Below are 16,036 nucleotides of genomic sequence, written 5' to 3'. Positions count from 1 at the left end.
CCGTTGCGCGCACACGGCACCCTGTCGCTGAACATGGCGCTCATGGCCAGTGCGGCGGGGACTGGGGGAGGGTCTGCGCGCACCAGATGGTCTTGCCGTTGCCGGTGTGCCGGGTGCCCCAGCCCTGGGTGAGCTGCGCGACCAGCAGCAGGCCCCGGCCGCCCTCGTCGAAGGCGCGGGCCCGGCGCAGGTGCGGGGCGGTATTGCTGGAGTCGGAGACCTCGCAGATCAGGGCGGTGTCGCGGATCAGCCGGAGACCGATCGGGGGCTCGCCGTATCGGATGGCGTTGGTGACCAGCTCGCTCACGACAAGTTCGGTGACGAACGCCGCCTCCTCCAGGCCCCAGGCGTCCACCTGGTCGACGGCGAGCTTCCTGACGCGCGGCACCTGCGCGAAGTCGGGTTCGACGTCCCAGTCGGCGACGTGGTCGGGACGGAGCGCATGAGTACGGGCGAGCAGCAGCGCGGCGTCATCGGTGCGGCGCCGGGGGAGGACGGCCTCCATCACCGTGTCGCACAGGATCTCCAGGGATGCGGCCGTGTCTTGGTTCAGGACCCGCAGCAGGTCGTCCTCCCCGCGCTCGACGTCGCGCTCGCGGCTCTCCACCAGTCCGTCGGTGTAGAGGGCGAGCAGGCTGCCCTCGGACACCTCGAGCTCGCTCGCCTCGAACGGCAGCCCGCCGATGCCGAGCGGCGGTCCCGGCTGTGCGGGCGCCGGGGTCCTGGCGCCGTCCGGGGCGATGATCAGGGGCAGCGGATGGCCGGCGCTCGCCAGGGTGAGGCGGCGGGAGACGGGGTCGTAGACGGCGTACAGACAGGTGGCGCCGGACTCGCCGGTCGGCTGGAAGTGACCGTCGGGCCGCAGGTCGCCGGCGAGGTGGATGACGAGGTCGTCCAGGTGGGTCAGCAGCTCGTCCGGAGGCAGGTCCACGTCGGCGAGGGTGCGCACCGCGGTGCGCAGCCGGCCCATGCTGGCCGAGGCGTGCAGGCCGTGGCCGACGACGTCGCCGACGACGAGGGCGACCCGCGCGCCGGACAGCGGGATGACGTCGAACCAGTCGCCGCCCACCTCCGCGCCGGTCCCGGCGGGCAGGTAACGCGACGCCACCTCGACCGCTTCCGGGTTCGGCAGCCGCTGGGGCAGCAGGCTGCGCTGCAGGGTCAGCGCGGTCGTGCGCTCGCGCGAGTACCGGCGGGCGTTGTCGATGGCGACGGCCGCTTTGGCGGTCAGCTCCTCGGCGAGGATCAGGTCGTCGGCGGTGAACGCCTCGGGCCGGTCGCTGCGGGAGAACGCGACGACGCCGAGCAGCGCGCCGCGGGCCCGGAGCGGCACCGTGATCCGGCCGGTGAGCCCGTCCGCGGCGATGGCCTCGTCGATCACTGGGTTGCCCGGCGGCCAGTGGGCCGGGTCGGCGGCGAGCCCGGGGCCGAAGGCCCACTCACCCCCGGGTCCGGGCTCGGCGGCGAGCTCGACCATGGATCTCCCGGTGGCCATGCAGCGGGCGGCGGCGGAGCCGGGCGCGTGACCGACGGGCGTCGGATCCCCGGGAGGCGGGCCGTCGTCCGCCCTCGCGCCGTAAAGGGCGGCGCGGCTCAGCGTGACCGCGTGGTGGCCGGAGAACGCGGGCGGGGAGGGCGGTTCCTCCCCGCCCAGCACCTCGGCGAAGAGATCGACGGTGACCAGGTCGGCGAACACCGGCGCGGAGGTACGGGCCAGTTCCTGGGCGGTGCCGATCACGTCGAGGGTCCGCCCGATGCCGCCGGTGGCCTCGTTCAGGATGAGCAGGCGCTGCCGCGCCCAGTATTCGGCGCTCATGTCGAATCCCCAGTTGGCGACAGCGCGCACCCTCCCCTCGGTGTCCCGGACGGGCCATATGCTGGTGGCCCAGGCGTTGGCGTAGTTGCTGCCCCGCGGCTGGAAGACGGTGATGAGGCGCGCGGGCACGCCCGTCCTCGCCACCTCGGCGAGCTGGTCGGTGTAGGGCTTGTCGTCCCGTTCGGGAAACAGCGAGCGGTCGAACTCGGGAAGCACCTCGCGGTACTTCTTGCCGAGCACCTGCGCCTCGGAGTGGGCGATCACCCGGCCCGAGGAGGCGTTGATCCACAGGAACCGCAGCTCCGGGTCGTAGACGCCCAGCGCGAAGGGGCACTGCTCGAAGGCCCGGTCGGCGATCACCGGGCGGCGGTCCCAGCGCTGCACGGTCATCACCTGGCCCTGAGCGCGTCCGTCGGCGCCGACGAGCGGGTGCGCCGTCACCACGGCATCCACCGGGTGACCGTCCCGGTGACGCAGCGCCATGTACCCCGGATGGTCGGTGGCGCCGCCATGGCCCCCGGGGAAACCGGACGGAGGGGGATCGGCCAGCAGTTCGGTCACGGGCCGCCCGAGGACGTCTTGGGACGTCCAGCCCAGCAGCAGACGCCCTCCCTCGCTCCAGCCGCTCACCAGGCCGTCCGGATCGACCACGACAGCGGCAGTGGGGGCGTCCTCGATGCCGGCCATTTCCACGCGCCACGCCTCCGTCCGGACGGCGGTGTCCGCCGGGGCTGCTTCCCGGTGGTTCCTTCCAGGCTAGATCGCCCCCTGCTCTCCGGCGCTCCGGACGATGCGCCCGCCTTCCGCGTGCGGTTCACCCGTGTCGGGGCTCGGTGAGCGGGGCCCGCCGCCGTCCCGCTGCCGAGGGTGGCGGCGGGACGAGCCGGGCGGGAGTGACGGCGGCTGCGGCGGCGTGGCAGAACCCCGCCGCCGCAGCCGCCGTCCCGGGGGTCAGACGGCCGTGAAGGTCCACAGCAGGTTGGAGCTGCTGCCGTACGTCCACTGCTTGGTGACGGAGCCCGAGGCGACGTTGCCGCCGCCGTCCAGGACCAGACCGGTGGTGCGGTTGGCGATCGAGAAGCGGCCGTCGCCCCGGTGGGTGATCGTCCACTGCTGGTCGGTGTTGCCGCTGCTCCACGGAGCCTGTCGGGCGGTGGAGCCGTTGCCGTCGCCCCAGCCGTCGGCGACCATGCCGTTGGTGCGGTTGACCAGCCGGTAGTAGCCGCCCCCGACGGGCTCCGCGCGCCACTGCAGGTTGGTGCTGCTGTCCCAGGTCCACTGTTTGAGGTTGGACCCGGAGGCGACGTTGCCGCCGCTGTCCAGGGCCAGTCCGTCGGTGACGTTGGTGATGCGGAAGTAGGCGGCCGGGTTGAACTGGACCCTCAGGGAGGTGATCCGGTCGTTGTTGCCGGTGGCTCTGAGGTCGGGGTTGTCGGCGGTGAAGGTCCAGGAGGTGCCGGTGAAGTTGTCTCCGGAGTAGCCGACCACCTGGTAGCCGGGGGCCGGCCGGAGGGAGGAGACCGTGCCTGCGCCCAGTCCGGCGGCGGTCAGGTCGGCCGCGGTGTGGTCGCCGAGGGCGAACGTGGCGGAGCCGCCCGTGTAGTTGACGTCCTGGAAGGCGATGGCGCCGGACTTCGGCAGCAGACCCGGAATCGGGCCGGAGAACGTGAGCTTCAGGACGTAGGCGCCCGCGCTGTGCGGTGCCGAGGACGGCAGGGTCACCGTGAGGCCGGAGGAGCTCTGGACCGGCGTGGGCAGGTCGATGTAGGTGCCGGCGGTGGAGCCGAGGAGCTTGACCGAGGCGAGCGACGAGAGGCTGATCCGGTCCGAGCCGAGCGTCTTGATCGTCAGCGAGCTGCCGGGCCAGCCGAGGACGGTGGCGTACAGGACGGTGTTGCCCTTGTTCCGGGTGAAGCGGATGTCCTGCGCCGTGCCGGCCGTCGGAGTGGTGAAGGCGCCGCCGCCCATCTTCGTCGGGCCCTCGCCGTACACCGTCCAGGCGCGGGTCGAGTAGACCGACTCGCCGAAGCGCTTCAGGTAGTCGCCCATGCCGAGCAGAATGTCCTTCTGCGCCTGGGGGATGGTGCCGTCGGCCATCGGCGCGATGTTCAGCAGCACGTTGCCGTTCTTGCTGACCCGGTCGAGGAACGAGTGCAGCATCTGCTGGGTGCTGTAGTAGCCGATGCCCTGCGTGTAGCACCAGCTGCTGCTGGAGATGCTGTCGTCGGTCAGCCAGTACGGGGTGGTGAGGTCGCCCGGGCCGCCGCGCTCGTAGTCGAAGACCTCGCCCTTGCCGTTCAGGCCGTCCTTGTAGGTGGCGACGACCTCACGGCCCCAGCTGTTGGCCTGGTTGTAGTAGTACGACAGGAAGTTCAGGCGCTGCGTCTCGTCGACGGCGTCCAGCTTGAAGTCCTGCCAGAGGATGTCGGGCTGGGCCCGGTCGATGACCTCCTTGAGCTTGTCGTACCAGAGCTGGTTCTCCGCCGCCGCGCCCAGCTGCCCGTAGAGCTTCTTCAGGCTCGGGTCCGTCTGGGCGGGGGCGAACTCGTAGAAGCCGTTGAAGTGGTACGCGTGGTGCATGGCGACCAGCAGCTTGAGGCCCTTGGCGCGGATGGCCGTGGAGAACAGCTGCAGCAGGTTCAGCCCCGGGCCCTTGTTCACCGAGTTCCACTCGTTGACCTGGCTGTCCCACATGGAGAAGCCGTCGTGGTGCTCGGCCACGGGGCCGGCGAACTTCGCTCCGGCGTCCACGAAGAGCTGTACCCACTCGGCGGGGTCGAAATTGCCGCCGGCCGACTTCAGCTTCGGCGCGAACTTGACGAAGTTGCCCGCCAGGTCCTGAGCGCCGTTGATGAAGTTGTGGTACGGCCAAGCCGAGGGCTGGCCGTAGGTCGCGATGTGGTGCTGGTTCACGGAGTCGCCGGCCTGGTACATGGCGCGCGGGTACCACTCGTTGCCGAAGGCCGGCACGCTGAAGACGCCCCAGTGGAAGTAGATCCCGAACTTCGCGTCCTGGAACCACTCCGGGGCCGGCGGGTGCTGGTCGAGCGAGTTCCAGTCGGGGGTGTAGGTGCTGGGCGCCGCCTGCGCGCTGCCGGCGCCGAACAGGCCTCCGGCGACGGCCGCCGCTGCCACGCAGGTGGCACCGGCGAGGAAGTGGCGTCTGTTGATCGAACTCGACATGGAGACATCCCTGGTACGGAGGGGGCAGGGGAGTGAGCGGGGGAGACGAGTCGGCGTGGCTGCTGTGCACAGAGTGCCGCTTGTCACGCATGAAGGTCCGGCATGTCTCCTGGGGATGTCAACCAGTGTGCAGGGATGAAAGTGCCCGACCCGTCAGGTGAGTTGCCTGTCTTGTGACGATTTTGACCCCATTGCCCTCAGTCAAACATGGCATGTCTGGTGTCGCCCGCCGGTCGAACCGAGCCACTGCATGATGTTGATTGATGGGATGGATCTTTCTGTGAAACCGCACCTCGCCCGTCCGGGCGCCACTTATGAGCTGCTCTTTCCTTGCGATCCGTGCGGGGGTCTGGACAACGCGCCGGAAGCGCCTCTATAAACATCCCATCTCTAGTCCACGGCGATACACGGATGTCGCCGAGGCGAAACATCTCCCGCTACGGGACCGGCGCGAGGAAGCACCGATGAGACTCAGAACCACCCTCTGTTCAGCCGTCTCCGCTCTGTCCGCACTGGCTCTGCTCAGTGCGTGCGCCGGCGGTTCCGCCACTTCGGGGTCGTCGGGCGACGAGCCGCTGGTCGGCGTCGACTACCCCCGCTCCGACACCGACTTCTGGAACTCCTACATCAAGTACACGCCCCAGTACGGCAAGGAGCTGGGCCTGGACCTGAAGACCACCAACTCCCAGAACGACGTCGCCAAGCTCACGGCCAACGCGCAGACGTTGATCAGTCAGGGCGTCAAGGGGTTCGCGATGGCTCCCCAGGACACCGCCGCCATCGCCCCGACCCTCGCGCAGCTCGAGGCGAAGAAGATCCCGGTCGTGACCGTCGACACCCGTCCCGACACCGGCAACGTCTTCATGGTCGTGCGCGCCGACAACCGCGCTTACGGCGAGAAGGCGTGCCAGTACCTCGGCACCAAGCTGGGCGGCAAGGGCAAGGTCGTCATGCTGGAGGGCGGCCTGGACTCCATCAACGGCCGTGACCGTACCCAGGCGTTCAACGACTGCATGAAGAAGGACTACCCGAACATCAAGGTGTTCGGCGAGGCCACCAACTGGGACGGCGCCGTCGCCGCCCAGAAGCTGCAGACGGACCTGACCGCCAACCCGGACATCAAGGGCGTCTACATGGAGGCCAGCTTCGCCCTCTCCGGCACGCTCCAGGTCCTCAAGCAGAAGGGCCTGCTGGTCGACCCGAAGGACGACAAGCACGTCTTCGTCGTGTCCAACGACGGCATCCCCGAGGAGCTCAAGTCCATCGCCGCGGGCAAGATCGACGCCACGGTCTCCCAGCCGGCCGACCTCTACGCCAAGTACGCCCTGTACTACCTCAAGGCCGCGATCGACGGAAAGACGTTCAAGGCCGGCAAGACCGACCACGACAGCACCATCATCCGGGTCCGCGACGGCGTGCTCGAGGACCAGCTCTCCGCCCCGCTCGTCACCGCCGACGGCGGCACCTACGGCGGCGTGCCCAGCGTGAAGAGCGACGACAAGTCGCTGTGGGGCAACAACCTCGGCTGACCCCTCCGGCTTTCTCACCGGTAATGCCAACGGCTCACGAGAACAAGGCGGTTGAGATGAGCGAAGGGGAGCGAGCAGTCACCCCCGTGCCCGCCCCGGCGGGCGGCGGACGGGCGCCCGCGGACCCGCCCGTCGTCGAGGCGACGGGCATAGTCAAACGATTCGGTCCGACGGTGGCCCTCGACGGCGCCCGGATCACCATCAGGCCCGGCGAGACCCACGCCCTCGTCGGCCGCAACGGAGCCGGAAAGTCGACGCTGGTGTCGGTCCTCACGGGTCTTCACGCCGCCGACGAGGGAACGGTGACCTTCGGCGGCGAGCCGGCGCCCCGGCTCAGCGACCGCGACGCCTGGCGGCGACGCGTGGCCTGCGTCTACCAGAAGTCCACGATCATCCCCACGCTGACCGTCGCCGAGAACCTCTTCCTGAACCGGCACGACCGCGGAGCCGGCCGCCTGATCAGCTGGCACGCCACCCGCCGCCGCGCACAGGACCTGCTGTCGACCTGGTCGGTGGACGTCGACCCGCAGACCCCGGCGGTCGATCTGAGCGTCGAGCAGCGGCAGTTCGTCGAGATCGCCCGGGCGCTGTCCTTCGGCGCGCGGTTCATCATCCTCGACGAGCCGACCGCTCAGCTCGACGGTGCGGCCATCAACCGCCTCTTCGACCGCATACGCGACCTGCAACGCCAGGGCGTGACCTTCCTGTTCATCAGCCACCATCTCCAGGAGGTCTACGAGATCTGCGACATGGTGACGGTGTTCCGCGACGCCCGGCACATCCTGACCGCGCCGGTCACCGACCTCCCCCGCACCGAACTGGTCGCCGCGATGACCGGCGAGGCGGCGGCCGACCGGCGCGAGGAACGGGCCGCCACCCTCGACCCCGGCGCCACGGCCGCGCTGAGTGTCCGCACGCTGAGCGGCGACGGGTACGACGAGGTCAGTTTCCAGGTCGGGGCCGGCGAGATCGTCGGCCTCGCGGGCGCCGCCGGCAGCGGCCGCACCGAGGTCGCCGAGACCGTCGTAGGGCTGCGGGCCGCAGCGGCGGGCGGCGTGGAGATCGCGGGGATCCGCCCCCGGCCGGGCAGTGTGCCTGCGGCGCTCGCCGCCGGCGCCGGATTCGTCCCGCAGGACCGCCACCACCAGGGCTTCGTCCCCGGCATGTCGATCGCGGACAACGCCACCCTGTCCGTGCCGAATCGGCTGGGCCCCCACGGGTTCCTGAGCCGCGGCCGACGCGACCGGCTCGCCGGGGCCATGATCGAGAACCTCGCGATCAAGACCCCCGGCCCCGAACTGCCCGTCTCCTCCCTGTCCGGAGGCAACCAGCAGAAGGTCGTCATGGCCCGCGCCCTGGCCGACGACCCCAGACTGCTGGTCCTGATCAACCCGACAGCGGGCGTGGACGTGCGCTCCAAGGAGTTCCTCCTCGGCAAGGTCGAGGAGACCGCGCGGACCGGCACCGGAGTGCTCATCGCCTCCGACGAACTCGACGACCTGCGCATGTGCGACCGGGTCCTGGTGATGTTCCAGGGCCGTGTGACCTCAGAGATCGCCCGCGGCTGGCACGACCACGACCTCGTGGCCGCGATGGAAGGAGTGGACCTCGATGCCTGAAACCGTCCTCGCGGACACCGCCGCGGCCAAGGCCCCGGAACCCGGGGCGAAGCGGACCGCGCTGCTCGGCGGCCGGATACCCCTGGCCCGGCTGCGCGACCTCGCGCTCGTCCCGGCCATCGTCGTCATCGCGATCGTGGGACAGATCGTCAACCCGGTCTTCCTGCAGGCCGACAACCTCATCAACGTCCTGCAGACCATGTCCGAGATGGCCCTGCTGGTCCTCGCCCAGACGATGATCCTGATCGTCAAGAAGATGGACCTGTCGCTCGAGTCCACCATGGGCCTCGCACCCGGTGTCGCGGCCTGGCTGGTGGTGCCCGTCGGCGCCGGCCATGGACTCGGACTCCTCCCCGGCGCCTGCGCCATCCTCGTCACCCTGGCCGTGGGCGCGCTCGTCGGCGTGATCAACGCCCTGCTGATCATCCGCTTCGGCCTCAACGGGTTCATCGTCACCCTCGGCATGCTGATCGTGCTGCGCGGTGTCCTCACCGGCATCTCCGGCGGCCAGACCTTCTTCCAGCTGCCGCAGTCGATGATCTACCTCGGCACCGCCCAATGGTTCGGGATGCCCGCGTCCATCTGGATCTGCCTGGCCCTGTTCGCCGTCGCGATCGTGGTGCTCGGCTGGACCAGCTTCGGGCGCTCCCTCTACGCCATCGGCGGCAACGTCGACGCCGCCAAGGCAGCCGGCATCCGCACCGACCGGGTCCTGTGGATCGTCATCGTCACCGGCAGCGTGCTCGCCGCCCTCGCCGGACTGCTGCTCTCCGGACGCCTCGCCTCCGTCGCCTCCGCGCAGGGCAACGGCTACATCTTCACCGTCTTCGCCGCCGCCGTCATCGGCGGGATCAGCCTCAACGGCGGCAAAGGCACCATGTTCGGCGCGTTCTGCGGCATCCTCCTGCTCTTCATGATCCAGAACGTGCTCACGCTCGGCGGCGTACCCGCCCAGTGGATCGGCGCACTCAACGGCCTGATCATCCTGGTCGCCCTCGCCATCTCCCGCATCACCGGCGGCAAGGTCCAGGAGTGACCCGGGCGGCCTCACCGGCCGCCCGACCCGCGCCACGTACGAGTCTCTTCGCCAGGGGACCGATTCCCCCTTTCCCCTCACAGGAGTTGCCGCCATGTCCTCCACCGTGCCCTCATCCGCCCGCATCACCGCCCTGGACGTGCTGGACGTGCGTTTCCCGACGTCCGAACACCTGGACGGGTCGGACGCGATGAACCCCGAACCCGACTACTCCGCCGCCTACGTCGTGCTGCGCACCGACGCCGGCGACGGACTCGAGGGCCACGCCCTGGCCTTCACCACCGGCCGCGGCAACGACGTCCAGGCCGCCGCCATCGCGGCCCTGGCCCCGCACGTGGTGGGCCGGCCCGTCGAGGAGGTCTGCGGCGACCTCGGCGGCTTCTCCCGCTCGCTCGTCCACGACCCCCAACTGCGGTGGCTGGGACCGGAGAAGGGCGCCATCCACATGGCGACCGGCGCCGTCGTCAACGCCGCCTGGGACCTCGCCGCCAAGCGCGCGGGCAAGCCCGTCTGGCGCTTCCTCGGTGAGATGTCACCCGAGGACCTCGTCGCCCAGGTCGACTTCCGCTGGCTCAGCGACGCCCTCACCCCCGAGGACGCCCTGCAGATCCTGCGCCGCGCCGAGCCGGGCCGCGCACAGCGCGTCGGCCACCTGCTGGACCAGGGCTACCCCGCCTACACCACCACACCCGGCTGGCTCGGCTACTCCGACGAGAAGCTGGCCCGTCTCGCCCGCGAGGCCGTCGCCGACGGCTTCACCCAGATCAAGCTGAAGGTCGGCGCCGACCTCGAGGACGACATACGGCGTATGCGCACCGCCCGCGAGGCGGTCGGCCCGGACATCCGGATCGCCGTCGACGCCAACCAGCGATGGGACGTCGCCCCCGCCATCGAGTGGATGCGCGCCCTCGCCCCCTACGACCCGTACTGGATCGAGGAACCCACCTCACCCGACGACATCCTCGGCCACGCCGCCGTCCGCAAGGCGGTCAGCCCCATCAAGGTCGCCACCGGCGAACACATCGCCAACCGGGTCGTCTTCAAGCAGCTCCTCCAGGCCGGCGCGGTGGACATCGTGCAGATCGACTCCGCCCGGGTCGGCGGCGTCAACGAGAACATCGCGATCCTGCTGCTCGCCGCGAAGTACGGCGTGCCGGTCTGCCCGCACGCGGGCGGAGTCGGCCTGTGCGAGATGGTGCAGCACCTGTCGATGTTCGACTACGTCGCCGTCTCCGGCACCACCGAGGACCGTGTCATCGAATACGTCGACCACCTGCACGAGCACTTCGTCGATCCCGTCCGCATCGTCGAAGGGCACTACCTGGCGCCGACGCTCCCGGGACTGAGCGCGCAGATGCACCCCGAGTCCCTCAAGGAGTACACCTACCCCGACGGCCCCGTCTGGGCAGCCCGTGTCTGACCCCCGGGCCCTCGTCGACGCCCACCACCATGTATGGGACCTCGCCGTCCGGCCGCAACCCTGGCTGGACGAGCCCGGTCACGAACCGATCCGCCGCACCTTCGGCACCGCCGACCTGCGCACGGCCGCGACCAGGCCGATCACGGGACGGCGACTGACGAACACGGTGGTCGTCCAGTGCATCGCGTCCGTGCCCGAGACACGCGACCTCCTCGCTCTGGCCGACGGCGACCCGCTCATCGGCGCCGTCGTCGGCTGGGCGGACCTGACGTCCCCGGCGGTCGGCGACGTGCTCGACGACCTGCAGAGCGGCCCCGGCGGCCGCCACCTGCGGGGCGTACGCCATGTCGTGCAGGGTGAGCCTGACCCGCACTGGCTCCAACGGCCGCAGGTCGAAAGGGCGTTGAAAGCGATCGGCGAGCGCGGGCTCGGCTACGACGTGCTGGCCGTCGATCGCCGACGGTGAACTGGCCGACTGGGAGAGCCGGTTGCGCCTGCTGGCCGCACACCCGCAGGTGGTCTGCAAGGTGTCGGGGCTGATCACCGAGGCGGACCACGAGAAGTGGACCGTCGACGACATCCGCCCGGTGTGGGACGTCCTGCTCTCCGCCTTCGGCCCCGACCGGCTGATGTTCGGCTCCGACTGGCCGGTCGCGAACCTCGCGGGCGGCTGGAACCGCTGGGCCGCCACCGTCGAGGAACTCCTGCACGGCTGCTCCGCCACCGAGATCCACGCGGTGCTCGCCGGCACCGCGACCGCCTTCTACCGCCTGACCCCCGACACGACGAAGGAGACGACGCCGTGCTGCTGACGGAACTGCTGCACCCCGGGATCCTCGAATCCCTCGCCGGCGCCGGCCACGGCGCCCGCGTGCTGCTCGCCGACGGCCACTACCCCGCGAGCACCGCCACCGGCGAGCGCGCCCGCACCGTCCACCTCAACCTGGCCCCCGGCCTGCTGGACGTCACGACCGTGCTCGACGTCCTCCTGCGCGCCCTGCCCGTGGAGGCGGCCCATGTGATGGTGCCGCCCGAGGGCGAGCCGGAGCCGCCCGCCATCGCCGAGTACCGCTCGATGCTGGCGCCGCTCCCGGTCGACACGCTCGGACGCTTCGCGTTCTACGACGCCGCCCGCTCGCCCGACCTGGCGCTGGCCATCGTCACCGCCGACACCCGCACCTACGCCAACCTGCTGCTGACCATCGGCGTCCGCGCTGAAGGGACCCTGACCTCACGATGACTCTCGCCGTCCGTTACCTCACCGCCCGCACCCTGGACACCGCGCCCGTCGAGAACCCGGCCCCCGGCCCCGGCCAGGTGGAGATCGCCCCTGCCTACGTAGGTATCTGCGGCACCGACCTGCACATCTTCCACGGCGACATGGACGCCCGGGTGTCGACACCCGCCGTGCTCGGACACGAGATGTCCGGCCGGATCGTGCGCGTGGGCGCAGGAGTGGAGGGCTGGGCGCCCGGTGACGCGGTCACCGTCATGCCGCTTCGCTGGGACGACACCTGCCCGGCCTGTCGGGCAGGGCATCAGCACATCTGCCAGCACCTGGACTTCATCGGCATCGACTCCCCGGGCGCGATGCAGCAGCGCTGGACCGTCCCCGCCACGACCCTCGTTCGGCTGCCCGGCGACCTCCCGCTGGACCACGCCGCGCTTGTGGAGCCGACCGCGGTCGCGGTGCACGACGTGGGCCGGGCCCAGGTCCGCGAAGGCGAGAAGGCCGTCGTGGTCGGGGGCGGCCCGGTCGGCGTCCTCATCGCGCTGGTCGCCCGGGCGGCCGGAGCCGAGGTGCGGGTGGTGGAGCTGAGCCCCCACCGGCGTCTGCTGGCCGAGGAGTTGGGGCTGACGGCGTGGGATCCGGCCGACGGCGACCTGCCCGAGCTGGTCCGGCAGTGGACCGGTGACGCCGGCGCGGACGTCGCGTTCGAGGTCTCCGGCGCACAGGGCGGTGTGGACACGGCCGTCGACGTCCTGGGTGTGCGTGGCCGGCTGTGTCTGGTGGCGATCCACCCCCGCCCGCGCGAGGTGAACCTGCACCGCTTCTTCTGGCGTGAGCTCACGCTGGTGGGGGCCCGGTTGTACGAGCGTGCGGATTTCGAGAAGGCGGTGGCGCTGGTCGCGGACGGGACGGTCGCGGCCGGGCGGCTGATCAGCAAGGTCGTCCCGCTCACGCAGGCGCCCGCCGCGTTCGAGGCGCTGGAGGGCGGCGGCGACGTGATGAAGATCCTCGTGGACTGCACCGACGACACCCAGGGGGCGGCCGTATGAGCGTCTTCGATCTGACCGGGAAGCTCGCCGTCGTCACCGGGGCGCGGCGTGGCATCGGCCGGGCCATGGCCCGCGCCCTCGCCCGGGCCGGCGCGGACGTGATCGGCGTCAGCGCCGGCCTGGAGTCCGCCGGCAGCGCGGTGGAGAAGGACGTCCTGGCCGCGGGCCGCACGTTCGAGGCGATCCGCGCCGACTTCGCCGATCCCGAAGCCGTCCGGGCGCTGGGCGCGGACCTGGCGGGGCGGGAGCGTCCGGTGGACATCCTGGTCAACAACGCGGGCACGATCCGCCGCGCTCCGGCCGCCGGACACAGCGACGCTGACTGGGAGTTGGTGTTGCAGGTGAACCTGAGTGCCCAGTTCGCCCTGTCGCGGGCGGTCGGCTCGTCGATGGTGGCCCGCGGCCAGGGAAAGATCATCTTCACGGCGTCGCTGCTCAGTTTCCAGGGCGGTATCACCGTGCCCGGTTACACGGCCGCCAAGCACGGTGTCGCCGGTCTGACCAAGGCGCTGGCCAACGAGTGGGCCCCGCACGGTGTGAACGTCAACGCCATCGCTCCCGGCTACATCGCCACCGACAACACCCAGGCCCTCCAGGACGACCCCGTGCGCAGCAGGGCGATCCTGGACCGGATCCCGGCCGCACGCTGGGGCGAGGCCGACGACCTCGCCGGGGCCACCGTCTTCCTCGCATCCGACGCGGCCGCCTACGTCCACGGCGTCGTCCTGCCCGTCGACGGCGGATGGCTCGGCCGATGACCACCGACGCGACCACCGACCTGGCCTCCATGCTGGACGGCGCCCGCGTCCTGCCGGTGCTGACCGTGCCGTCCCCGGGGAGCGCCGGCCCGCTGGCCGACGCGCTCGCGGCGGGCGGCGCCCGGTGCGCCGAAGTCACCTTCCGCACCCCGGACGCCGAGCAGGTGCTCAAGACGATGGCCGCCCACGGCGCCCTCACCGTCGGCGCCGGGACGGTCCTCACCCCCGAGCAGGCGGAACGGGCCGTGGCCGCCGGGGCCCGCTTCGTCGTCTCCCCCGGCTTCGACGAGGAAGTCATCGCCAAGTGCAGCGAGCTGGGAGTGCCCGTGGTGCCCGGCATCGCATCCGCCACCGAGCTGATGCGCGCGCTGCGCGCCGGCCTGGACACCGTCAAGCTCTTCCCCGCCGAACCGCTCGGCGGCATCCCGATGCTGCGCGCCCTCGCCGCGCCCTTCCCCCAGGCGCGGTTCGTGCCGACGGGCGGCATCGATGCTCCGCGCCTGTCGGCCTACCTCGCCGAGCGTGCTGTCCTCGCCGTCGGCGGCAGCTGGATGGCCACCCCCGCCCATCTGCAGCGGGGCGAGTACGAGGAGATCCGCCGGCTGACCGCAGAGGCCGTGGACAGGAGCACGCCGTGACCGACGTGGTGGCCCTGGGCGAGGTGATGCTGCGCTTCGACCCGGGCGAGGGGCGCATCCGCACCGCCCGCACCTTCCAGGTCTGGGAAGGCGGCGGCGAGTACAACGTCGCCCGCGGACTGCGCCGCTGCTTCGGCCTGCGCACGGCCGTCGTCACCGCACTGGCCGACAACGCCGTGGGCAGGCTCGTCGAGGATCTGATCCTCCAGGGCGGCGTCGACGCGTCGCTGATCCGCTGGACGCCCGACGACGGCATCGGCCGCACCGTCCGCAACGGCCTGAACTTCGTCGAACGCGGCTACGGCATCCGCGGCGCCCTCGGCGTCAGCGACCGCGCGGGCACGGCCGTCTCCCAGTTGCGCAAGGGGGACGTCGACTGGGACGCCGTCTTCGCGACGGGCGTGCGCTGGTTCCACACCGGCGGCATCTTCGCCGGCCTCTCCGACACCACCGCGGACGTCGCCGACGAGGCCATGGCCGCCGCCCGCCGCCACGGCGTGACCGTCTCCTACGACCCCAACTACCGCCCCAGCCTGTGGGCGGGCCGGGGCGGCGCCGAAGCCGCCCGTGAGACCGACCTGCGGCTCGCTCGCCAGGCCGATGTCGTCGTGGGCGCCCTGGGCCTGGCCGGACCCCGCCCGGGGGTGCTGCGGGTCGAGGCGGACGAGGTGCAGGACGCCCTCGTCGAAGTGGCCGGGCTGCTGCCCCGAGCCGAGGTGCTCGCGACGACCTTGCGGGAAGTGCCCTCTGCCGGGGTCAACGACTGGTCCTCCGCCGCCTGGTCGGCACGTGCCGGGTTCGTCCGCGGCCCACAGATGTCCGGCTTGCAGGTCCTGGACCGCATCGGCTCCGGCGACGGCTTCGCGGCCGGCCTGACCACGCCCGGCGATGTCTCCATGGCCTCGCTCGCCGAGGTCGAGGCCCTCATCGCGGGCGGGTCGGCCCACGTCAGACGCTGACGGGCACCCCGCTCGCCCGCCCTCCAGGAGCACGTAGGAGCACGCCTTGCACCAGCGGAAGATCCACCACACGCCCGTCGCGCTCACCACGCTCGGCTTCGGGGCGTCCGTGATCGGCAACCTCTACCGCGTCACCCCGCCCGCCGACGCGGCAGCCGCCGTCGACGCGGCCTGGGACGCCGGAATCCGGTACTTCGACACCGCACCCCACTACGGCCTCGGCCTCTCCGAACGCCGCCTGGGCGCCGCCCTGCAAGGCCGCCCCCGCCACSARTACGTCATCTCCTCCAAAGCCGGCCGGCTCCTCGTGCCCAACGAAGAACCCCGCGGAGTCGACAGCGACGGCTTCGTCGTCCGCGACGACCTGCGCCGCCGATGGGACTTCAGCCGCGACGGCATCCTGCGCTCCATCGAAGCGACCCTGCAACGCACCGGCCTGGACCGCCTCGACATCGTCTACCTCCACGACCCCGACGACCACTGGCGCCAAGCGGCCGACGAGGCCATGCCCACCCTCGCCGCACTGCGCGACCAAGGCGTCATCGACGCCATCGGCGCCGGCATGAACCAGTCCGCCATGCTCGCCCGCTTCCTGCGCGAAACCCCCGCCGACGTCGTCATGCTCGCCGGCCGCTACACCCTCCTCGAYCAGTCCGCACTCGACGACGTCCTGCCCGCCGCAGCAGAACACGACAAAAGCGTCGTCGCCGTCGGCGTCTTCAACTCCGGACTCCTCTCCCGCGACCGACCCACCGAAGGCATGAAATACGACTACMAGGACGCCCCACCACCCACCAC

The 16,036-nt window shown here is 71.2% G+C and carries 12 protein-coding genes and 1 pseudogene; 11 read left to right on the top strand and 2 right to left on the bottom strand.

From position 1 onward, the window contains the following. Positions 1-40 precede the first annotated feature (40 nt). Together BG482_RS06220 and BG482_RS06215 are read right to left on the bottom strand one after the other, a co-directional pair. Positions 41-2,503 carry a SpoIIE family protein phosphatase gene (locus tag BG482_RS06220; protein WP_079141634.1) on the bottom strand — a complete coding sequence of 821 codons (2,463 nt, stop codon included), beginning with the start codon at positions 2,501-2,503 and terminating at the stop codon, positions 41-43. Positions 2,504-2,767: 264 nt separating this feature from the next. Beyond that, the gene (locus BG482_RS06215) at positions 2,768-4,999 is read right to left on the bottom strand and encodes an alpha-L-fucosidase (protein ID WP_069767853.1); all 2,232 of its coding nucleotides are present in this window, start codon (positions 4,997-4,999) and stop codon (positions 2,768-2,770) included. Between the two features lie 464 nt (positions 5,000-5,463). On the opposite strand from BG482_RS06215, the gene BG482_RS06210 reads away from it, so the two are divergent. The 11 genes and pseudogenes from BG482_RS06210 to BG482_RS06160 all read left to right on the top strand — a co-directional run. Then, positions 5,464-6,528 carry a sugar ABC transporter substrate-binding protein gene (locus BG482_RS06210; RefSeq protein ID WP_069767852.1) on the top strand — a complete coding sequence of 355 codons (1,065 nt, stop codon included), beginning with the start codon at positions 5,464-5,466 and terminating at the stop codon, positions 6,526-6,528. 56 nt (positions 6,529-6,584) lie between these two features. Continuing rightward, the gene (locus tag BG482_RS06205; RefSeq protein ID WP_069767851.1) at positions 6,585-8,147 is read left to right on the top strand and encodes a sugar ABC transporter ATP-binding protein; all 1,563 of its coding nucleotides are present in this window, start codon (positions 6,585-6,587) and stop codon (positions 8,145-8,147) included. Beyond that, positions 8,140-9,183, top strand: a complete 1,044-nt coding sequence (locus tag BG482_RS06200; RefSeq protein WP_069767850.1) for an ABC transporter permease — start codon at positions 8,140-8,142, stop codon at positions 9,181-9,183. The genes BG482_RS06205 and BG482_RS06200 overlap by 8 nt, the downstream gene beginning before the upstream one ends. Positions 9,184-9,277: 94 nt before the next feature. Continuing rightward, complete coding sequence (locus tag BG482_RS06195; RefSeq protein ID WP_069767849.1) at positions 9,278-10,603, top strand: L-fuconate dehydratase; 1,326 nt, start codon at positions 9,278-9,280, stop codon at positions 10,601-10,603. Beyond that, positions 10,596-11,415 (top strand): annotated as a pseudogene (locus BG482_RS06190) (amidohydrolase). The gene BG482_RS06195 and the pseudogene BG482_RS06190 overlap by 8 nt, the downstream one beginning before the upstream one ends. Next, the gene (locus BG482_RS06185) at positions 11,406-11,843 is read left to right on the top strand and encodes an RbsD/FucU domain-containing protein (RefSeq protein WP_069767848.1); all 438 of its coding nucleotides are present in this window, start codon (positions 11,406-11,408) and stop codon (positions 11,841-11,843) included. The pseudogene BG482_RS06190 and the gene BG482_RS06185 overlap by 10 nt, the downstream one beginning before the upstream one ends. Further along, entirely contained in the window at positions 11,840-12,883 is a 1,044-nt protein-coding gene (locus BG482_RS06180; protein WP_069767847.1) for a zinc-binding dehydrogenase, read from the top strand. Before BG482_RS06185 ends, BG482_RS06180 begins: the two co-directional genes overlap by 4 nt. Beyond that, entirely contained in the window at positions 12,880-13,641 is a 762-nt protein-coding gene (locus BG482_RS06175; protein WP_069767846.1) for an SDR family oxidoreductase, read from the top strand. Before BG482_RS06180 ends, BG482_RS06175 begins: the two co-directional genes overlap by 4 nt. Continuing rightward, positions 13,638-14,279, top strand: coding sequence for a bifunctional 4-hydroxy-2-oxoglutarate aldolase/2-dehydro-3-deoxy-phosphogluconate aldolase (locus BG482_RS06170; RefSeq protein WP_069767845.1), 642 nt, complete (start codon positions 13,638-13,640; stop codon positions 14,277-14,279). The genes BG482_RS06175 and BG482_RS06170 overlap by 4 nt, the downstream gene beginning before the upstream one ends. Beyond that, entirely contained in the window at positions 14,276-15,238 is a 963-nt protein-coding gene (locus BG482_RS06165) for a sugar kinase (protein WP_069767844.1), read from the top strand. Before BG482_RS06170 ends, BG482_RS06165 begins: the two co-directional genes overlap by 4 nt. 46 nt (positions 15,239-15,284) lie before the next feature. After that, positions 15,285-16,036 (top strand): aldo/keto reductase (locus BG482_RS06160; RefSeq protein WP_069767843.1); only part of this gene is annotated, 752 nt, incomplete at its 3' end.

It is taken from the genome of Streptomyces sp. LUP30, from assembly GCF_001746365.1.
In the GTDB taxonomy this organism is placed as follows: Bacteria; Actinomycetota; Actinomycetes; order Streptomycetales; family Streptomycetaceae; genus Streptomyces.
This window is presented reverse-complemented; position numbering and strand designations above follow the sequence as displayed.

Coding starts and splice junctions, on each gene's coding strand:
- BG482_RS06220 (WP_079141634.1), bottom strand. CDS start 2,503: ATGGCCGGCATCGAGGACGCCCCCACTGCCGCTGTCGTGGTCGATCCG.
- BG482_RS06215 (WP_069767853.1), bottom strand. CDS start 4,999: ATGTCGAGTTCGATCAACAGACGCCACTTCCTCGCCGGTGCCACCTGC.
- BG482_RS06210 (WP_069767852.1), top strand. CDS start 5,464: ATGAGACTCAGAACCACCCTCTGTTCAGCCGTCTCCGCTCTGTCCGCA.
- BG482_RS06205 (WP_069767851.1), top strand. CDS start 6,585: ATGAGCGAAGGGGAGCGAGCAGTCACCCCCGTGCCCGCCCCGGCGGGC.
- BG482_RS06200 (WP_069767850.1), top strand. CDS start 8,140: ATGCCTGAAACCGTCCTCGCGGACACCGCCGCGGCCAAGGCCCCGGAA.
- BG482_RS06195 (WP_069767849.1), top strand. CDS start 9,278: ATGTCCTCCACCGTGCCCTCATCCGCCCGCATCACCGCCCTGGACGTG.
- BG482_RS06180 (WP_069767847.1), top strand. CDS start 11,840: ATGACTCTCGCCGTCCGTTACCTCACCGCCCGCACCCTGGACACCGCG.
- BG482_RS06175 (WP_069767846.1), top strand. CDS start 12,880: ATGAGCGTCTTCGATCTGACCGGGAAGCTCGCCGTCGTCACCGGGGCG.
- BG482_RS06170 (WP_069767845.1), top strand. CDS start 13,638: ATGACCACCGACGCGACCACCGACCTGGCCTCCATGCTGGACGGCGCC.